The organism is uncultured Acinetobacter sp., assembly GCF_947624825.1.
In the GTDB taxonomy this organism is placed as follows: Bacteria; Pseudomonadota; Gammaproteobacteria; order Pseudomonadales; family Moraxellaceae; genus Acinetobacter.
Window position 1 is genome coordinate 43,055 of sequence record NZ_CANQLZ010000012.1, and the last position, 14,313, is coordinate 57,367.

11 protein-coding genes are annotated in these 14,313 nt (G+C 42.2%); 3 read left to right on the plus strand and 8 right to left on the minus strand.

Going from position 1 to position 14,313, the window contains the following annotated elements:
- Window positions 1–59: 59 nt before the first annotated feature.
- The gene (ponA, locus tag Q0017_RS04460; RefSeq protein ID WP_298143243.1) at window positions 60–2,618 is read left to right on the plus strand and encodes a penicillin-binding protein PBP1a; all 2,559 of its coding nucleotides are present in this window, start codon (window positions 60–62) and stop codon (window positions 2,616–2,618) included.
- A 26-nt stretch (window positions 2,619–2,644) separates the two neighbouring features.
- Here the strand turns inward: ponA and Q0017_RS04465 are convergent, their stop codons facing one another.
- The 8 genes from Q0017_RS04465 to Q0017_RS04500 form a co-directional block, all read right to left on the minus strand.
- Entirely contained in the window at window positions 2,645–3,448 is an 804-nt protein-coding gene (locus Q0017_RS04465; RefSeq protein ID WP_298143246.1) for a putative RNA methyltransferase, read from the minus strand.
- A 57-nt stretch (window positions 3,449–3,505) separates the two neighbouring features.
- Window positions 3,506–4,624, minus strand: a complete 1,119-nt coding sequence (gene mraY, locus Q0017_RS04470; protein ID WP_298143249.1) for a phospho-N-acetylmuramoyl-pentapeptide-transferase — start codon at window positions 4,622–4,624, stop codon at window positions 3,506–3,508.
- The gene (gene murF, locus Q0017_RS04475) at window positions 4,625–6,034 is read right to left on the minus strand and encodes a UDP-N-acetylmuramoyl-tripeptide--D-alanyl-D-alanine ligase (RefSeq protein WP_298143253.1); all 1,410 of its coding nucleotides are present in this window, start codon (window positions 6,032–6,034) and stop codon (window positions 4,625–4,627) included.
- A 9-nt stretch (window positions 6,035–6,043) separates the two neighbouring features.
- Window positions 6,044–7,537 carry a UDP-N-acetylmuramoyl-L-alanyl-D-glutamate--2,6-diaminopimelate ligase gene (locus tag Q0017_RS04480; protein WP_298143255.1) on the minus strand — a complete coding sequence of 498 codons (1,494 nt, stop codon included), beginning with the start codon at window positions 7,535–7,537 and terminating at the stop codon, window positions 6,044–6,046.
- Between the two features lie 7 nt (window positions 7,538–7,544).
- Window positions 7,545–9,371: a penicillin-binding protein PBP3 gene (ftsI, locus tag Q0017_RS04485; RefSeq protein WP_298143258.1), complete on the minus strand. Its 1,827-nt coding sequence runs from the start codon at window positions 9,369–9,371 to the stop codon at window positions 7,545–7,547.
- A gap of 5 nt (window positions 9,372–9,376) precedes the next feature.
- A complete protein-coding gene (gene ftsL / locus Q0017_RS04490; protein WP_298143260.1) occupies window positions 9,377–9,709 on the minus strand; it encodes a cell division protein FtsL in 333 nt (110 codons plus the stop codon).
- Window positions 9,709–10,632, minus strand: coding sequence for a 16S rRNA (cytosine(1402)-N(4))-methyltransferase RsmH (gene rsmH / locus Q0017_RS04495; protein ID WP_298143263.1), 924 nt, complete (start codon window positions 10,630–10,632; stop codon window positions 9,709–9,711). Before rsmH ends, ftsL begins: the two co-directional genes overlap by 1 nt.
- Before the next feature lie 155 nt (window positions 10,633–10,787).
- A complete protein-coding gene (locus tag Q0017_RS04500) occupies window positions 10,788–11,804 on the minus strand; it encodes a sulfate ABC transporter substrate-binding protein (RefSeq protein WP_298143266.1) in 1,017 nt (338 codons plus the stop codon).
- Between the two features lie 480 nt (window positions 11,805–12,284).
- Here Q0017_RS04500 and Q0017_RS04505 point away from each other — a divergent pair, with 480 nt between their 5' ends.
- The gene (locus tag Q0017_RS04505) at window positions 12,285–12,560 is read left to right on the plus strand and encodes a hypothetical protein (protein ID WP_298143269.1); all 276 of its coding nucleotides are present in this window, start codon (window positions 12,285–12,287) and stop codon (window positions 12,558–12,560) included.
- Between the two features lie 127 nt (window positions 12,561–12,687).
- Complete coding sequence (gltX, locus tag Q0017_RS04510) at window positions 12,688–14,196, plus strand: glutamate--tRNA ligase (protein ID WP_298143272.1); 1,509 nt, start codon at window positions 12,688–12,690, stop codon at window positions 14,194–14,196.
- Window positions 14,197–14,313 lie beyond the last annotated feature (117 nt).

The following is a 14,313-nucleotide window of genomic DNA, read 5'->3' on the forward strand; positions in this document are numbered from 1 at the left end:
TAAAGGCTATACTGACGACCAATTAGTTTGCCATTAGCTCTTATTAAAACTTACTTGTTATGAAAAAGCTATCTTGTTCGGGTCGTGTACATCCATTTTTTTTGAGCATAATTATAATTTTGGTCTCAATCCCAATGGGCTTTTATGGCATGTACCTCTATATTGCCCCATCTTTGCCCGACATGTCGACGCTTAAAAAAGCGCCGCTTCTTAAACCTATGCAAGTATATAGCTCGGATAATCAACTGATTGCTGAATATGGTGGCAAGCTTTCGGTACCTGTTGACTATAACCAAATTCCGCAAACATTTGTACATGCTTTTTTAGCTGCCGAAGATTCCGCTTTTTTTGAGCATAGCGGTATTAGTTTTAAAGGACTTGGGCGCGCGGTCACAGAAAGTATTACCGGCTCTGATGTGCAAACTGGTGGTTCAACCATTACCATGCAAGTGGCCAAGAACTATTACTTAAGTCCTGAACGTACTTTAAAACGTAAACTGACTGAAGTTTTTTTAGCGCGCAAAATTGAGCAAACCCTTACCAAAGAAGAAATTTTAACTTTATATGTTAATAAAATTTTCTTAGGAAAAAATGCTTACGGCATTACTGCAGCAGCACGTATTTACTACAATAAAAGTTTAGCTGAACTGTCGATCTCGCAAATGGCGATGTTGGCAGGTTTACCTAAAGCACCATCAAGATACAACCCGATTGCCAATCCAGAACGCGCTTTAGAGCGTCGTAATTGGATTTTAGGACGTATGTTGCAGCTTGGTTATATCAATCAAGAACAATATGACGTTGCGATTGCCGAACCTATTAATTTAAATAGCCCTGATCGTAGTATCAGTAACCGTTTCCCATATGTGGGTGAAATGGTGCGCAGTGAATTGGTCTCTAAATTTGGCGATCAAGCGGTCGATTCAGGCTATAAAGTCTATACCACCATTAATAGCGAACGTCAGGCTTATGCCGAACAAGCCGTGCGTGATGGTTTAGAGGCCTATGATCGTCGTCATGGTTGGCGTGGTGCAGAAGCACACGACAAACCCTTAAAAGAATTTAGCCCATATGCCAATACTTACCCTGCACAAGTGGTCAAAGTCGGTAGCAATTCATTTGATGCCCTGATGCAAGATGGCTCAACTGTTACAGTGCCATGGTCAGGGATGTCTTGGGCACGCCCGTATCGCAATGCCAATAGTGTAGGTGGTGCGCCAAGTCGTGCTTCGCAAATTGTCAAACTCAAGGATATTGTACGTTTACGTCCAAATACTGAAAAGACGGCGTGGGCGTTAGTCCAAGTACCCAAAGTACAAGGTCAACTGATTGCCATTAATCCCAATAATGGTGCTTTAGAGGCTGTAGTCGGTGGCTATAACTTTTATCAATCTAAATTTAACCGTGCCACTCAAGGTTGGCGCCAACCCGGTTCTATCATTAAACCCTTTGTCTATGCTTTGGCACTTGAGCGTGGTATGACACCGCACAGCATGGTGAGTGATTCGCCTATTACGATTGGCAAATGGACGCCTCGTAACTCAGACGGTCGCTATTTAGGTATGATTCCATTGCGTCGTGCCTTGTATTTATCACGTAATACCGTTTCGGTGCGTTTATTACAAAGCGTTGGCCTTGAACGTACCCGTCAGTTATTTATGGATTTTGGTTTACAAGAAGATCAAATCCCTCGTAACTACACCATTGCATTGGGTACTCCGCAAGTTTTACCTATACAAATGGCGACAGGCTATGCCACATTTGCCAATGGTGGCTACCGTGTCCAACCTTACTTTATTGAACGTATTGAAGATGCTTACGGTAAAGTGATTTACACCGCCAATCCTGAATATGCGTGTATTCGCTGTATTGATGCACAAGTATCTACACCACAAGAAAAACAAATCTCAGCCGATGATGCTGCTTTTTTAGAAGCAGCTTCTGAAGCCCAAGCGGCGTCTGAACCTACAAGCACAGTCACAGCATCAAGCAAAACTAAGGCTGTTGACACGGCACAATATCGTCAAGCACAACGTATTTTAAAATCAAGTTCGGCTTATGATATGGCCAATATTTTACGTGATGTAATTAACCACGGTACCGGTCGTGCTGCGTTAAAAATTGGACGTAATGATTTAGGTGGTAAAACAGGTACCACCAATGATGCTAAAGATGCATGGTTTGCAGGCTTTAATGGCAAATTAGTGACTGTGACTTGGGTGGGTTTTGATCAGCCAACCACTTTAGGTCGCCGTGAATACGGTGGTGTCGCTGCTTTGCCAATTTGGAGTGATTTTATGGCGAAATCCTTAAAAGACACTCCGTCGGCTTGGGTGAGTTTAGATACTAAAGCCAAAGCGCCACAAGATCGTAGCCAACCACAAAGCGTTGAAGTTGAAGCAGCCCCACAAGATCGTGCACCACCTTTAGCACGCCCTGTATATCGTCCTGCTCCTGTAGCACCCAAACGTAGTGTAGAAAATGACTTTGCCGATTTACCCGGTGATGCACCTTTAAAACCTGTACGTGAAGCACCGCCTCCAATGCAGACTCAACCTACGCCTCAACCAACACCTGCCACAGATTCTTTAGAAGATCTGATTAATGAAGTAGAATAAAAACAGCCCGCAATTGCGGGCTTTTCTTATTTCTTTTTAAACAGATAAATTTGGAACTGGGCTGCTAAATCTAAGCTCTCATGCGCTTCTAAAGCTTCACGACGTTCAGGTTTGGCCTTATAGGCATAAGGTGTCATAGCAATTAAATTTTTTAAATCACTTTGTGACAGTTGCATAGGTGCATCAATAATTATGTCTTCAACCAACTCAAACGCATCTTGAAGCTGCTCGACGAATTTGGCTGAATCGTGGGCTTTTACTTCTTCAAACAAAGCTTCACGCATGGCATATAAATGCTGCTCGGCTGGGGTGACCACCATCAAGTAGCCATTGTCTTTGAGCACTCTTAAGATTTCTTGTTTTGGAATCGGGCTAAATAAGCTGGTACATAAGTCAATAGAAGCATCAAGTACAGGTAAAGTCGCGCCTGTACCGACTACCCAAGTGATGTCTTTATTGAGTTTAGCCGCCACTTGTACCGCATTTTTGGCAATATCCACACCCATACATTGTAAAACTTGAGCTTGCATGGCATTGGTGTAATAGCCTTCGCCACAGCCAATATCGAGTAGGTTTTCAACACGTAACTGTGCAATTTTTGCAACGACTGCTTGTTGCAGTGGTGCATAGTGACCTGCACTTAAAAAAGCACGGCGCGCTTGCACAGATTCTGGTGTATCACCCGGATTTTTACTGTGTTTGTGTTGCACCACATGTAAATTTACATAGCCTTGTTTAGCCAAATCATAACTATGACGATTTACGCAGTGCCATGTTTTTTCTGTAAGACTCAATTTTTCCCGACATACAGGGCACATGAGTAGGTTCATCATTTTCTCCAAAAACAAAAAAGCCGGCAAATGCCGACTTTCTTTTTTACGATTTGCTTAACGTAATTTTAAAGTCATTAAGCCTAAAACTACCAGCATAATTGTAATAATCCAAAAACGAATCACTACTTGGGTTTCACGCCAGCCTTTTTTCTCGTAATGATGATGTAAAGGTGCCATTAAAAATACGCGTTTATTGCGCATACGTAACGAGCCAATTTGTAAGAACACAGAAATAGCTTCAACCACAAACACACCGCCCATAATGGCAAATACCAGCTCTTGGCGTACCATCACAGCAATGGTTCCGAGCATGGCGCCCAATGACAATGCACCTACATCGCCCATAAACACTTGTGCAGGGTGTGCGTTATACCAAAGAAAAGCCAAGCCGGCGCCAATCATAGCCGCACAAATCACCACCAATTCTGATGAATATTTAACATACGGAATATGTAAATAATTGGCAAAACGAATATCACCTGCTAGGTAAGCAAATACCCCTAAACCTGCGGCAACCAAGACAATTGGCATAATTGCCAAGCCATCTAAACCATCGGTTAAGTTGACGGCATTAGAAGCACCATTAATCACCAAATAAGTAAAGATAATAAAACCAATACCCAATGGAATAATCGACAGTGGAATAGATACGTCTTTAAAGAACGGGATCAATACATCCAACATTGAAGCAGTTTGTGCCGCAGTCGGTTGCAAGGTTGCAATGTAATACAGGGCAATACCAGCACCGATTGAACCTACCGATGTCCAAAAGAATTTCTTACGCGCGGGTAAGCCTGCATTGTCTTTGTAACGGATTTTGATCCAATCATCCGCCCAACCTACAGCACCAAAAATCACCATTACCGCCAAGACAATCCATACATAAGGGTTGCTTAAATCTGCCCAAAGTAAGGTCGATACGCCAATGGAGAGTAAAATTAATAAGCCACCCATGGTTGGTGTGCCCATTTTTTTGGCATGCCCTTCAGGTGCAAAGCTACTCACCGCTTGACCGTATTTTAAAGCTTGTAGCTTACGAATCATGTAAGGACCAAGCGCCAAGCCAATCCCAAGTGCGGTTAACACACTGAGCAAAGCACGTAGCGTTAAATAACGCACCACACCAAACGAGTCATGATAACTCGCTAAGTGCTCAAACAACCAAAGTAGCATTTAGAGTTTCTCCATCAATTGCGCCATCAACGTTTCCATATGGGTAAAACGAGAACCTTTAAACAAGAAACTCATGGATTGCGTTTGATGTGTTTCGACTAGATTCATTAATAACGGTAAGGCTTGTTCTTGAGTTAAGAAGGCCTGCATTTTTTTACCATATTGGGTACTACGGGCACCTTCTTGTGTGGCAGGTGCAAATTCACCTATCGCCACTACAAAGTTGATACCTTTGACTGAGACCAAATCGCGACCGAGCTTATAATGCTCAATGGCTGCAGATGCGCCAAGTTCACCAATATCGCCAATCACCATGACCCGAATCCCGTCTTGCTGTGCCAGCACTTCAGCCGCTGCACGCATAGAGGTTGGGTTGGCATTGTAAGTATCATCAATCAATAAATGATGTTTATGCGGAATAAAGTTTAAGCGACCTTTAGCACCTTGTGCTTGCTCTAAACCAGTCACAATATCTTCAAGGCTAATCTCAAGTGCTAAAGCAAAGGCCACCGCAGCTAAGGCATTGTCTACGTTATGCTCACCGGCAAAAGGTAAAGTGACAGTGCTTGAGCCTTGTGGGGTATGTAAGTTAAATACGGTTTGTTGCGGCTTTAAATCAATATGGGTTGCAAAAATATCGCCGCCTTGACCAAAACTTAAAACCTTTTGATGATGCACAGCAGTTTTGATTTGCTCGCTAAAATCATCAGCACTTGGAACAATTGCTGTACCATTTTGAGCAAGATGGGCGTAAATTTCAGATTTAGCAAGGCAAATGCCGTCACGCCCACCAAATTCACCCAAATGCGCTGTACCAATATTTAAAATACCTGCCACATGCGGCTGTACTAAGTTTGAGGTGTAATCAATTTCACCTTGATGACTTGCGCCCAATTCCATCACAGCATATTGATGCTCAGAACGCAGCTCAAGCAACATCATTGGCACACCTAAATCATTATTTAAGTTGCCACGGGTAATTAAAGTTGGCGCCAAACCCGATAAAATACTGCCCAGCATTTCTTTGGTGGTGGTTTTACCACTACTGCCTGTCAGTGCAATCACTTTGAGTTGTGGGTTTTGCTCACGACGGTATGCACCTAATGCGCCTAAAGCCAAACGTGTATCACTCACCACCAATTGGCAAATGTCCACATCAACAGGTTGACTTACAATCGCAACTTGGCAGCCAGTTTCGGCCACTTGTGCAATAAAATCATGCGCATCAAAACGCTCGCCTTTGAGTGCTAAAAAAGCATCGCCTGTTTCGGCATGACGAGAATCCGTTAAAATTCTTTTAATTTTGCCGGTAGGTACTTGGTGATTATGCCAATATCCTTGTGTTGCAGTGGCAAGTTGTTCTGCTGTCCACGGCTCTAACGCGACCGTACTGGTGGTTGAAGTATGCATGTTATTTTCCTATTGTGCTGGGTAGGCACGATCGGCCTGCTTTGGCATATTAAGCGCAGCTTGCACTTCGACAACGTCATCAAACCAATGACGTACCCCGTTAATTTCTTGATAATTTTCGTGCCCTTTGCCTGCAATTACCACAATATCACCGGCTTTGGCATGTTTAACTGCAAATTTAATCGCTTCACGACGATCATGAATTTCATGGACACGATGAGCTGTAAAATCTAGACCCGTTTTCATATCATTAAAAATTTGTTCAGGATCTTCAGTACGTGGGTTATCTGAGGTAAGTAGTGCAATATCAGCACCTTGTAAAGCCGCTTGCGTCATGAGTGGGCGCTTACCACGATCACGGTCACCACCACAGCCAAACACTGCCCATAAATCTTGTGCCACATGACGTTTTAAAGTTTGTAACACTTGAATTAAAGCATCTGGCGTATGCGCGTAATCCACCACAAATAAACGTGTATCATCACGAATCACTTGCATACGACCCGGCGCACCTTTGAGTTTTGCCACAGTGGCAATTAAATCAGCCAAGGCAAAACCGGCTTGTTCAGCACAAATCAGCGCTGCTACAAGATTTTCAATATTAAAATGACCCAATAATGGACTGTGTACTTTAAATTCAGCCTGTTGCGTGACTAAGCTAAAGCTTGCGCCATTTAAACTATAAACAATGTCTTTGACTTGGTAATCGGCTGCTTGACGCGTTGAATAGCTTAAAATTTTAGGCTGTGCCGGATTAAGCTGAGCCACGTTTAACATCGTTGCTGCATAGTCATCATCTAGATTAATGATTGCCACTTTTAAGCTTGAAAAAGCAAATAGCATGGCTTTAGCTTCGGCATAAGCTTGTAATGTACCGTGATAGTCCAAATGATCACGACTTAAATTGCTATAGGCTGCAATTTCAATGTTTAAACCATTTAAGCGACCTTGTTCTAAACCATGTGAACTGGCTTCAATGGCAGCAAATTGAGCACCTTGTAACGCATAACCATGCAGCGCAGTTTGTAAATGGAGTGCATCTAAGGTGGTGTGTGATGACGCTTCTAAATTCGGTAAAATTCCATTGCCGGTGGTGCCCATCACAGCGCATTGTTTACCTTGCAACATCAGCAATTCAGCCACTAAACGTGAAATAGTGGTTTTACCATTGGTACCTGTAACGGCTAGAACTTGTGCCGCTTGAACCGGTTGCATGGCTTGTAAATATTGTTTTTGCCACTGTCCCATAAGGTGACGGACATTGGGCACCACAAAACTTGGCATTAGCCCTAAATCTGTTTCGGATACAACTGCTAAAGCACCTTGATCTAGTGCTTTTTGGGCAAATTCAGTAGTTTTTTCTGGCTGTGAAAAACTAGTCAGGGCAATAAAAATTTGCCCTGGCTGTACTTTGCGACTATCGAGTTGGAAACCCTGAAAGGATTGTGTCATCCAAGCAGCGCTTTGGTCTGTGGCATACAGCTGTTGAAATGTAATTGACATGGCTCACCTATGACTTGGGCTTGTGGCTCTCTAAGGGTTTATCTAAAGGAACGTTGAGTAAACGTAAGGATTCTTGCATGACGCGAGCAAATACAGGTGCAGAAACAGTACCACCGTAGTAGCTGCCTTTTGGATTTTCAACCACAACCACCATGGCTAAACGTGGGTCACTGACCGGTGCAACACCGGCAAACAAAGCCCGGTATTCACTGGTTGAATAGCCTTTACGGTCAGCACGTAATTTATGCGCTGTACCCGTTTTACCTGCCACACGATACCCCGGAATGGTGGCACGCGTTGCTGTACCACCCGGTTGGGTAGCTGATTCCATCATCAACATAACTTGGTCGGCAATTTTGGCATCAATAGCTTGCTCACCTTGCGGCAAACCTTCAAGTTTATACAAGCTTAAAGGCATTTTTTTACCTTTGTTGGCAAGCATGGCATAAGCATCAGCAAGCTGTAGCACCGTGGCATTTAAACCATAACCATAGGACATGGTGGCCACTTCCGACACATTCCATTTGCTTGGTGGCAAAATTAAACCTGCACTTTCACCAGGAAATTTGACCGCTGAACGCTGACCAAAACCTAAACGCTTATAGAAAGTGGGTAAAGTTTCATAAGGCAAAGACAAGGCTAATTTAGCCACACCTACGTTAGATGATTTTTGAATAATCCCACCTAAGGTTAAGGCGCTATAGTTATGCGTATCACGAATGGTATGATTGCCCACGCGCATATTGCCCGGTGCAGTATTGACTACACTATTGACATTATATTTACCGCTTTCTAAGGCCATCGCCACCGTTAAAGGCTTCATGGTAGAACCTGGCTCAAATGAGTCGACAGCGCCACGGTTACGCATGGCATCTTTGTTTTCTAAGCCTTTTTTATCATTGGGGTTATACGATGGCCAACTGCTCATCGCTAAAATTTCACCAGTTTTGACATCTACAGCAATTGCTGTTGCTGAGCGCGCATTATTGGCGATACCTGCTGCGGTTAATTCACGATACATAATATATTGCAAACGCGAATCGATACTTAAGGTGATATTTTCACCATGTTCAACTTCACGTAAAATATCTGGATCTTTAACACGATTGCCTTTTTTGTCACGCAAAATACGCTGTTCACCTGCCATACCGGCTAGACGCGTATTCAGCTGCATTTCTAAACCTTCAATCCCCGTACTTTCGCTATTGGTTAAACCAATAATTTGCGCACTTGGCTGAGGCTGCGGATAGTAACGTTTATAATTTTTCTCGGTATAGACGCCTTGGAAATTACGCTGCACAATCATTTGTGCTTGTGGCGGTGGCACTTCTTTTTTCAGCACCACATAACGTGAATTAGGACGTGCGTAGACTTTTTTACGTAATTCAGCACGGTCCATACCTACCGCATCGGCAAGTTCATCTAAATTCAGATTTTTTTCAGGCAACTGACGTTTTAACTTGGTATTGGTAGGATCAACCGCCAACTTTGCCATGGTGTCGTCATAGGTTTTTTTATTGCTAAAATAATCTTGTGGATCAATCACCACATTCATAATCGGGGTACTAATTGCAAGAGGTACGCCATGACGATCGTAAATCACACCACGCATCGGTTTAATGGTTTCGGTACGCACCATGTTGGCATCGGCTTTATTTTGCAAAAACTCTTTATTGAGAATCTGCACATAAAAGGCACGACCTAATAAAACCACAAAAACAGCCAAAACCACACCCCACATTAAGTAGAAGCGCCACATATCTATACTTAAGGTGTTTTTTTCGGTAATAGACTGCTTTTTTTTACGTGTTGGTTTTTTTTGCGAATCGGCCATGCTTATTATTTCTGTTCAGGGTTCATCGGTAAAGAAATCACGACAGTTTGTGCTGCCGGAGGTGAGTACATGCGTAATTGAGTGACCGCGCGCGTACCAATTTGCGCGGTTGCCCCAAAGGTTTGTTGCTCAATTAGCAAACGCCCCCATTCTGCATTTAAAGCTTCTTTGTCGCGGTTTAAACTGCTGAGTTGGCGATAATCGTGACGATATTCAAATACTTGAAACACCACCATCATCGCACTCATAAAGACCAAGACCACCAACAGCGCATAGCTAAGATTGCGCTTGAGCGGCAATTTGGATTCGCTGTCGAGAGTTTGCTCTTGGTTTTTCATTACTCGCCTTTATTTGCTAAACGTTCTGCTACACGTAACCATGCACTACGTGAACGTGGATTGGCTTTGACTTCTGCTTCACTAGCCTTCACACGGTCCACTTTCTTTAAACGACGGTTATCTTGTTGTTGCTGCGGCAACCCCCAACCATGATCTTCAGGCAGCGTTGATTCTTTTTGAATAAATTGCTTAATTAAACGATCTTCAAGCGAATGAAAGCTAATCACGGCTAGACGCGCTTTTGGTTTAAGTACTTCAACCGCTTGCGGTAAAAATACCTCTACATCTTCTAATTCTTTATTAATGGCAATACGAATGGCTTGGAAAGTACGCGTAGCGGCATGCTTATTTTTTTCCCATTTTGGATGCGCCACTTTTACAATTTCAGCCAACTCGCCAGTCGTTGCAATATAACCGGCATTTTTAATGGCTTTAGCAATACGGCGGCTATAACGTTCTTCACCATATTGATAAATCACGTTGGCCAATTGTTCTTCTTCAATGTTCACTAACCACTCGGCTGCCGTTGGACCTTTAGAGTTATCCATACGCATATCCAATGGACCACTGTGCATAAAGCTAAAACCACGATCAGCTTGGTCCAATTGTGGAGATGACACGCCTAAATCTGCCATGACGCCATCCACAAAATCCACACCACGCGCAGCAAGCTCTTGTTTTAAATCTGCAAAACTGGCATGAATAATTTCAAAGCGTGAATCTTCTTGCTCAAGTTGACGTGCTGTTTCTAAAGCTTGTGGGTCTTTATCAAAACCATAGACTTTGGCATTGGCATCAAGTTTAGACAGCAATAAACGGGTGTGACCACCACGACCAAAAGTACCGTCTACATAAATTCCTGTATTGCGCTCTGCCAACAAGGCATCAACAGTTTCGTGAAGTAATACAGAAATATGGGACATAGCACTCTTTTAAAATTTAACACAATTGTAACTGTGCATTATCACCTGATTTAAGCCAAGCGCCAAACGACTTTTTGTAGGGAATTTTTATTTATCATAGAGAAAACCGTTTTAAATGCAAAAAAGCCCCCAAATGGGGCTTTTTTACGCTTTGATTAACGCTTCGAGTTATAAATTTGATCGAAGATTGCGCCATTTGCAAAGTGAGTTTGTTGTGCTTTTGCCCAACCACCAAATACTTCATCAATGGTAAAGGTTTTTAGTTTTGGAAATTGATGCGAATACTGAGCCAAAATTTCTGCATTACGTGGACGATAGAAATGACGTGCTGCCATGTCTTGACCCAATGGTGAATACAAATAGTTGATATAACCTTGTGCTAACCATTTATTGCCATTTCGCTCAACTGTTTTATCCACAATCGCAACAGATGGTTCAGTTAAAATGGTCATTGATGGATAAATGATATCAAATTTGGCTTTACCTAACGCTTTTTGCGTGACTAAAGCTTCGTTTTCCCAAGTCAATAACACATCACCAATACCACGCTCGGCAAATGTGGTCATTGAGGCACGTGCTGCTGAGTCCATGACTTTTACGTTATGGTACATCTTGCCCACAAACTCTTTGGCTTTGGCTTCATTACCACCAGGTTGTTTAAGTGCATAACCCCAAGCCGATAAATAAACCCAACGTGGTAAACCACCAGTTTTTGGGTTAGGGGTAATAATTTGCACACCCGGTTTGGTTAAATCTGACCAATCTTTAATGCCCTTAGGATTGCCTTTACGTACCATAAATACAATCGCTGAGGTATATGGCGCTGAGTTATGTTTAAACTCTTTTTGCCAACCTGGTTGGATTTGACCTGATTTAACAATTTCTTCAATGTCATTGGCAAGTGCTAAGGTCACCACGTCGCCTTTTAAGCCATCTACCACAGAGCGTGCTTGTTTACCCGAACCACCATGTGATTGTTTAAATGCAACCGAAAGACCGGTTTTACTTTGCCAATATTGACCAAATGACTTGTTAAATTCGTCATAGAATTCACGTGTTGCATCATAAGAAACGTTTAAAAATTCACGGTCTGCTGCCTGAGCAGAGGTGCCAAAAGCGAAGCTACCTAATAATAGCGCTGCGCCAACTAAAGACTTCAATTGAGTTTTCATGACAGCATTAAATCCGTTATCTATATTAGTGCTAAATATATGAAATGTATTCATAAATCGCAAACTAACGCATGTGATGGTTTTGGTTAAAAAATCGCTCGATTTTTGCTTAAAAAACTGTTTTTTATTGGGATTTTCATTCATTGATTCTTATATAGCTTTTTATGCATAACATATGCATAAAAGATATATTCAAATTTATCATTCTATTAAAACATGCATTGCTAGGTCGTTTTAGCTTAATTTTGGTAACATTTATATAAAATTAAGCTAAACCCTGTATTTGCATCTTTGTTCAATTATTGATTAACTAAAGGCTAAATATGCTTGTCTTCACTTAATCTTCATACTTGTTTGCTAATAATAATGTCTATACGCAATCGGTAAGTTTAAGTTGAACAATGTCTATTGATTGTAATTCAGTGCCATTGTATCAAGATTTAAAACAAGCTTTACTTTATGTCAAAAAAGGGGACATCCATGTTTAAACATATTGCTATTGTTACACTGTCACTGTGTGTATTTTCAAATGCTCACGCAGCCAGCTTAAAAGGTAATGCCCAAGCAAAAGCCAAATCACCTGAGCAAAGCTTGATTGAAAAAGCCTTAACCCAAAAACAGGAAAATCCTGAGTTAAATGGCAGCAACCTAAAATTAGTTACCAGTATGAAAAACAAGCCAAGCCAAAGTATTTTAGCGGCGCAAAACCAAAGTTTTTCACGTTTTGTGCAGTCTTTGTTTAGTTCTAATTCTTAAAATAAAGCACCAAGCGCGCGTTGCCCTTTTGCGTGTGCTTTATGAATTTGAGCCCAATTAACAGCAATGTAATTGGGCTTTTTCGTTATAATGGTCTTTAGTTACTTTTCTAAAGACAAAGAGTGTTATGACCGTTCGTACTCGTATTGCCCCATCTCCTACCGGTTTTCCACACGTAGGGACTGCTTATATCGCATTGTTTAACCTCTGCTATGCTAAACAGCACGGTGGGGAATTCATTTTACGTATTGAAGATACCGATCAATTACGCTCAACCCCTGAATCTGAAAAAATGATTTTGGATTCGCTGCGTTGGTTAGGTCTAAATTGGTCAGAAGGTCCAGATGTTGGCGGTCCACACGCGCCTTATCGTCAATCTGAACGTATGCATATTTATAAGCAATACGCTTTAGAACTGATTGAAAAAGGTCATGCATTCTACTGTTTCGCAACTGCGGAAGAGTTAGATCAAATGCGTATTGAGCAACAAGCACGCGGTGAAAGCCCTCGCTATGACGGCCGTGGTTTACTCTTGTCACAAGAAGAAATACAAAGCCGTCTTGCTGCAGGCGAACCGCATGTGATTCGTATGAAAGTGCCAACTGAAGGTACTTGTAAGATTGATGACTTACTACGTGGCGAAGTGGAAATTCCATGGGCACAAGTCGACATGCAAGTGCTCCTCAAAACTGATGGCTTACCGACTTACCATTTGGCCAATGTGGTCGATGACCATTTAATGGAAATCACCCATGTGTTCCGTGGTGAAGAGTGGTTACCATCTGCACCTAAACACCAATTACTGTACCAGTACTTTGGTTGGAATATGCCGGTGCTGTGCCACATGCCTTTATTACGTAACCCTGACAAATCAAAACTGTCTAAACGTAAAAACCCAACCTCAATTAACTATTACAAAGACATTGGCGTACTGCCTGAAGCGTTACTTAACTATTTGGGTCGTATGGGTTGGTCAATGCCGGATGAGCGTGAAAAATTCACCCTTGCCGAGATGATTGAGAACTTTGACATTCAACGTGTCTCTTTAGGTGGCCCAATTTTTGATGTTGAAAAACTCAATTGGCTCAATGGTCAGTGGATCAAAGGTTTAACGCCAAGCGAATTGCTAGATACTTTATTGGCTTGGAAAGCAGATCGCCAAACTTTAGAACAGATTGCAGCAGCAATTCAGCCACGTATTAATTTACTGTCTGAAGCGGTAAATTGGTCAGCGCATTACTTCAATCACTTCCCTACGCTGTCTAAAGAGCAATTTGAAAGTAAAAAACTGTCTGAAGAGCAAGTGCGTCAAAGCTTACAGTTTGCCATTTGGCGTTTAGAAAACATGTTTACATGGAACAATGACACCGTTAGCCAAACCTTAATGGACTTAGCGGCACAAATGGAAATTAAACTGCGTGATTTCATGCCTGCGTTCTTTATTGCGATTGCCGGTTCAACCGCATCTACGCCTGTTATGCAAACCATGGTAACGATTGGTCCTGATTTAACCTTTGCACGTTTACGTCATGCTTTAGATATTGTGGGTGGTCCAAGCAAAAAAGAGCTTAAAGTGTGGGAAAAACTCAATCAAAGCTTACAATTGCCTAAAAATGAAGCGGTTGATGAAGCTTAAGTAAAAAAACATATTGACGTGTGGTGGTGAAATCCTTAATATAGCCACCACACAGACTGGGGTCATAGCTCAGTTGGTAGAGCGCTACAATGGCATTGTAGAGGTCAGGAGTTCGAT

Excerpts from the sequence above, each read along its gene's own strand:
- rsmH (WP_298143263.1), bottom strand. The coding sequence starts at position 10,632 with ATGTCCCATATTTCTGTATTACTTCACGAAACTGTTGATGCCTTGTTG.
- Q0017_RS04505 (WP_298143269.1), top strand. The coding sequence starts at position 12,285 with ATGTTTAAACATATTGCTATTGTTACACTGTCACTGTGTGTATTTTCA.
- ftsL (WP_298143260.1), bottom strand. The coding sequence starts at position 9,709 with ATGAAAAACCAAGAGCAAACTCTCGACAGCGAATCCAAATTGCCGCTC.
- ftsI (WP_298143258.1), bottom strand. The coding sequence starts at position 9,371 with ATGGCCGATTCGCAAAAAAAACCAACACGTAAAAAAAAGCAGTCTATT.
- murF (WP_298143253.1), bottom strand. The coding sequence starts at position 6,034 with ATGCATACTTCAACCACCAGTACGGTCGCGTTAGAGCCGTGGACAGCA.
- ponA (WP_298143243.1), top strand. The coding sequence starts at position 60 with ATGAAAAAGCTATCTTGTTCGGGTCGTGTACATCCATTTTTTTTGAGC.
- Q0017_RS04465 (WP_298143246.1), bottom strand. The coding sequence starts at position 3,448 with ATGAACCTACTCATGTGCCCTGTATGTCGGGAAAAATTGAGTCTTACA.
- gltX (WP_298143272.1), top strand. The coding sequence starts at position 12,688 with ATGACCGTTCGTACTCGTATTGCCCCATCTCCTACCGGTTTTCCACAC.
- Q0017_RS04480 (WP_298143255.1), bottom strand. The coding sequence starts at position 7,537 with ATGTCAATTACATTTCAACAGCTGTATGCCACAGACCAAAGCGCTGCT.
- Q0017_RS04500 (WP_298143266.1), bottom strand. The coding sequence starts at position 11,804 with ATGAAAACTCAATTGAAGTCTTTAGTTGGCGCAGCGCTATTATTAGGT.
- mraY (WP_298143249.1), bottom strand. The coding sequence starts at position 4,624 with ATGCTACTTTGGTTGTTTGAGCACTTAGCGAGTTATCATGACTCGTTT.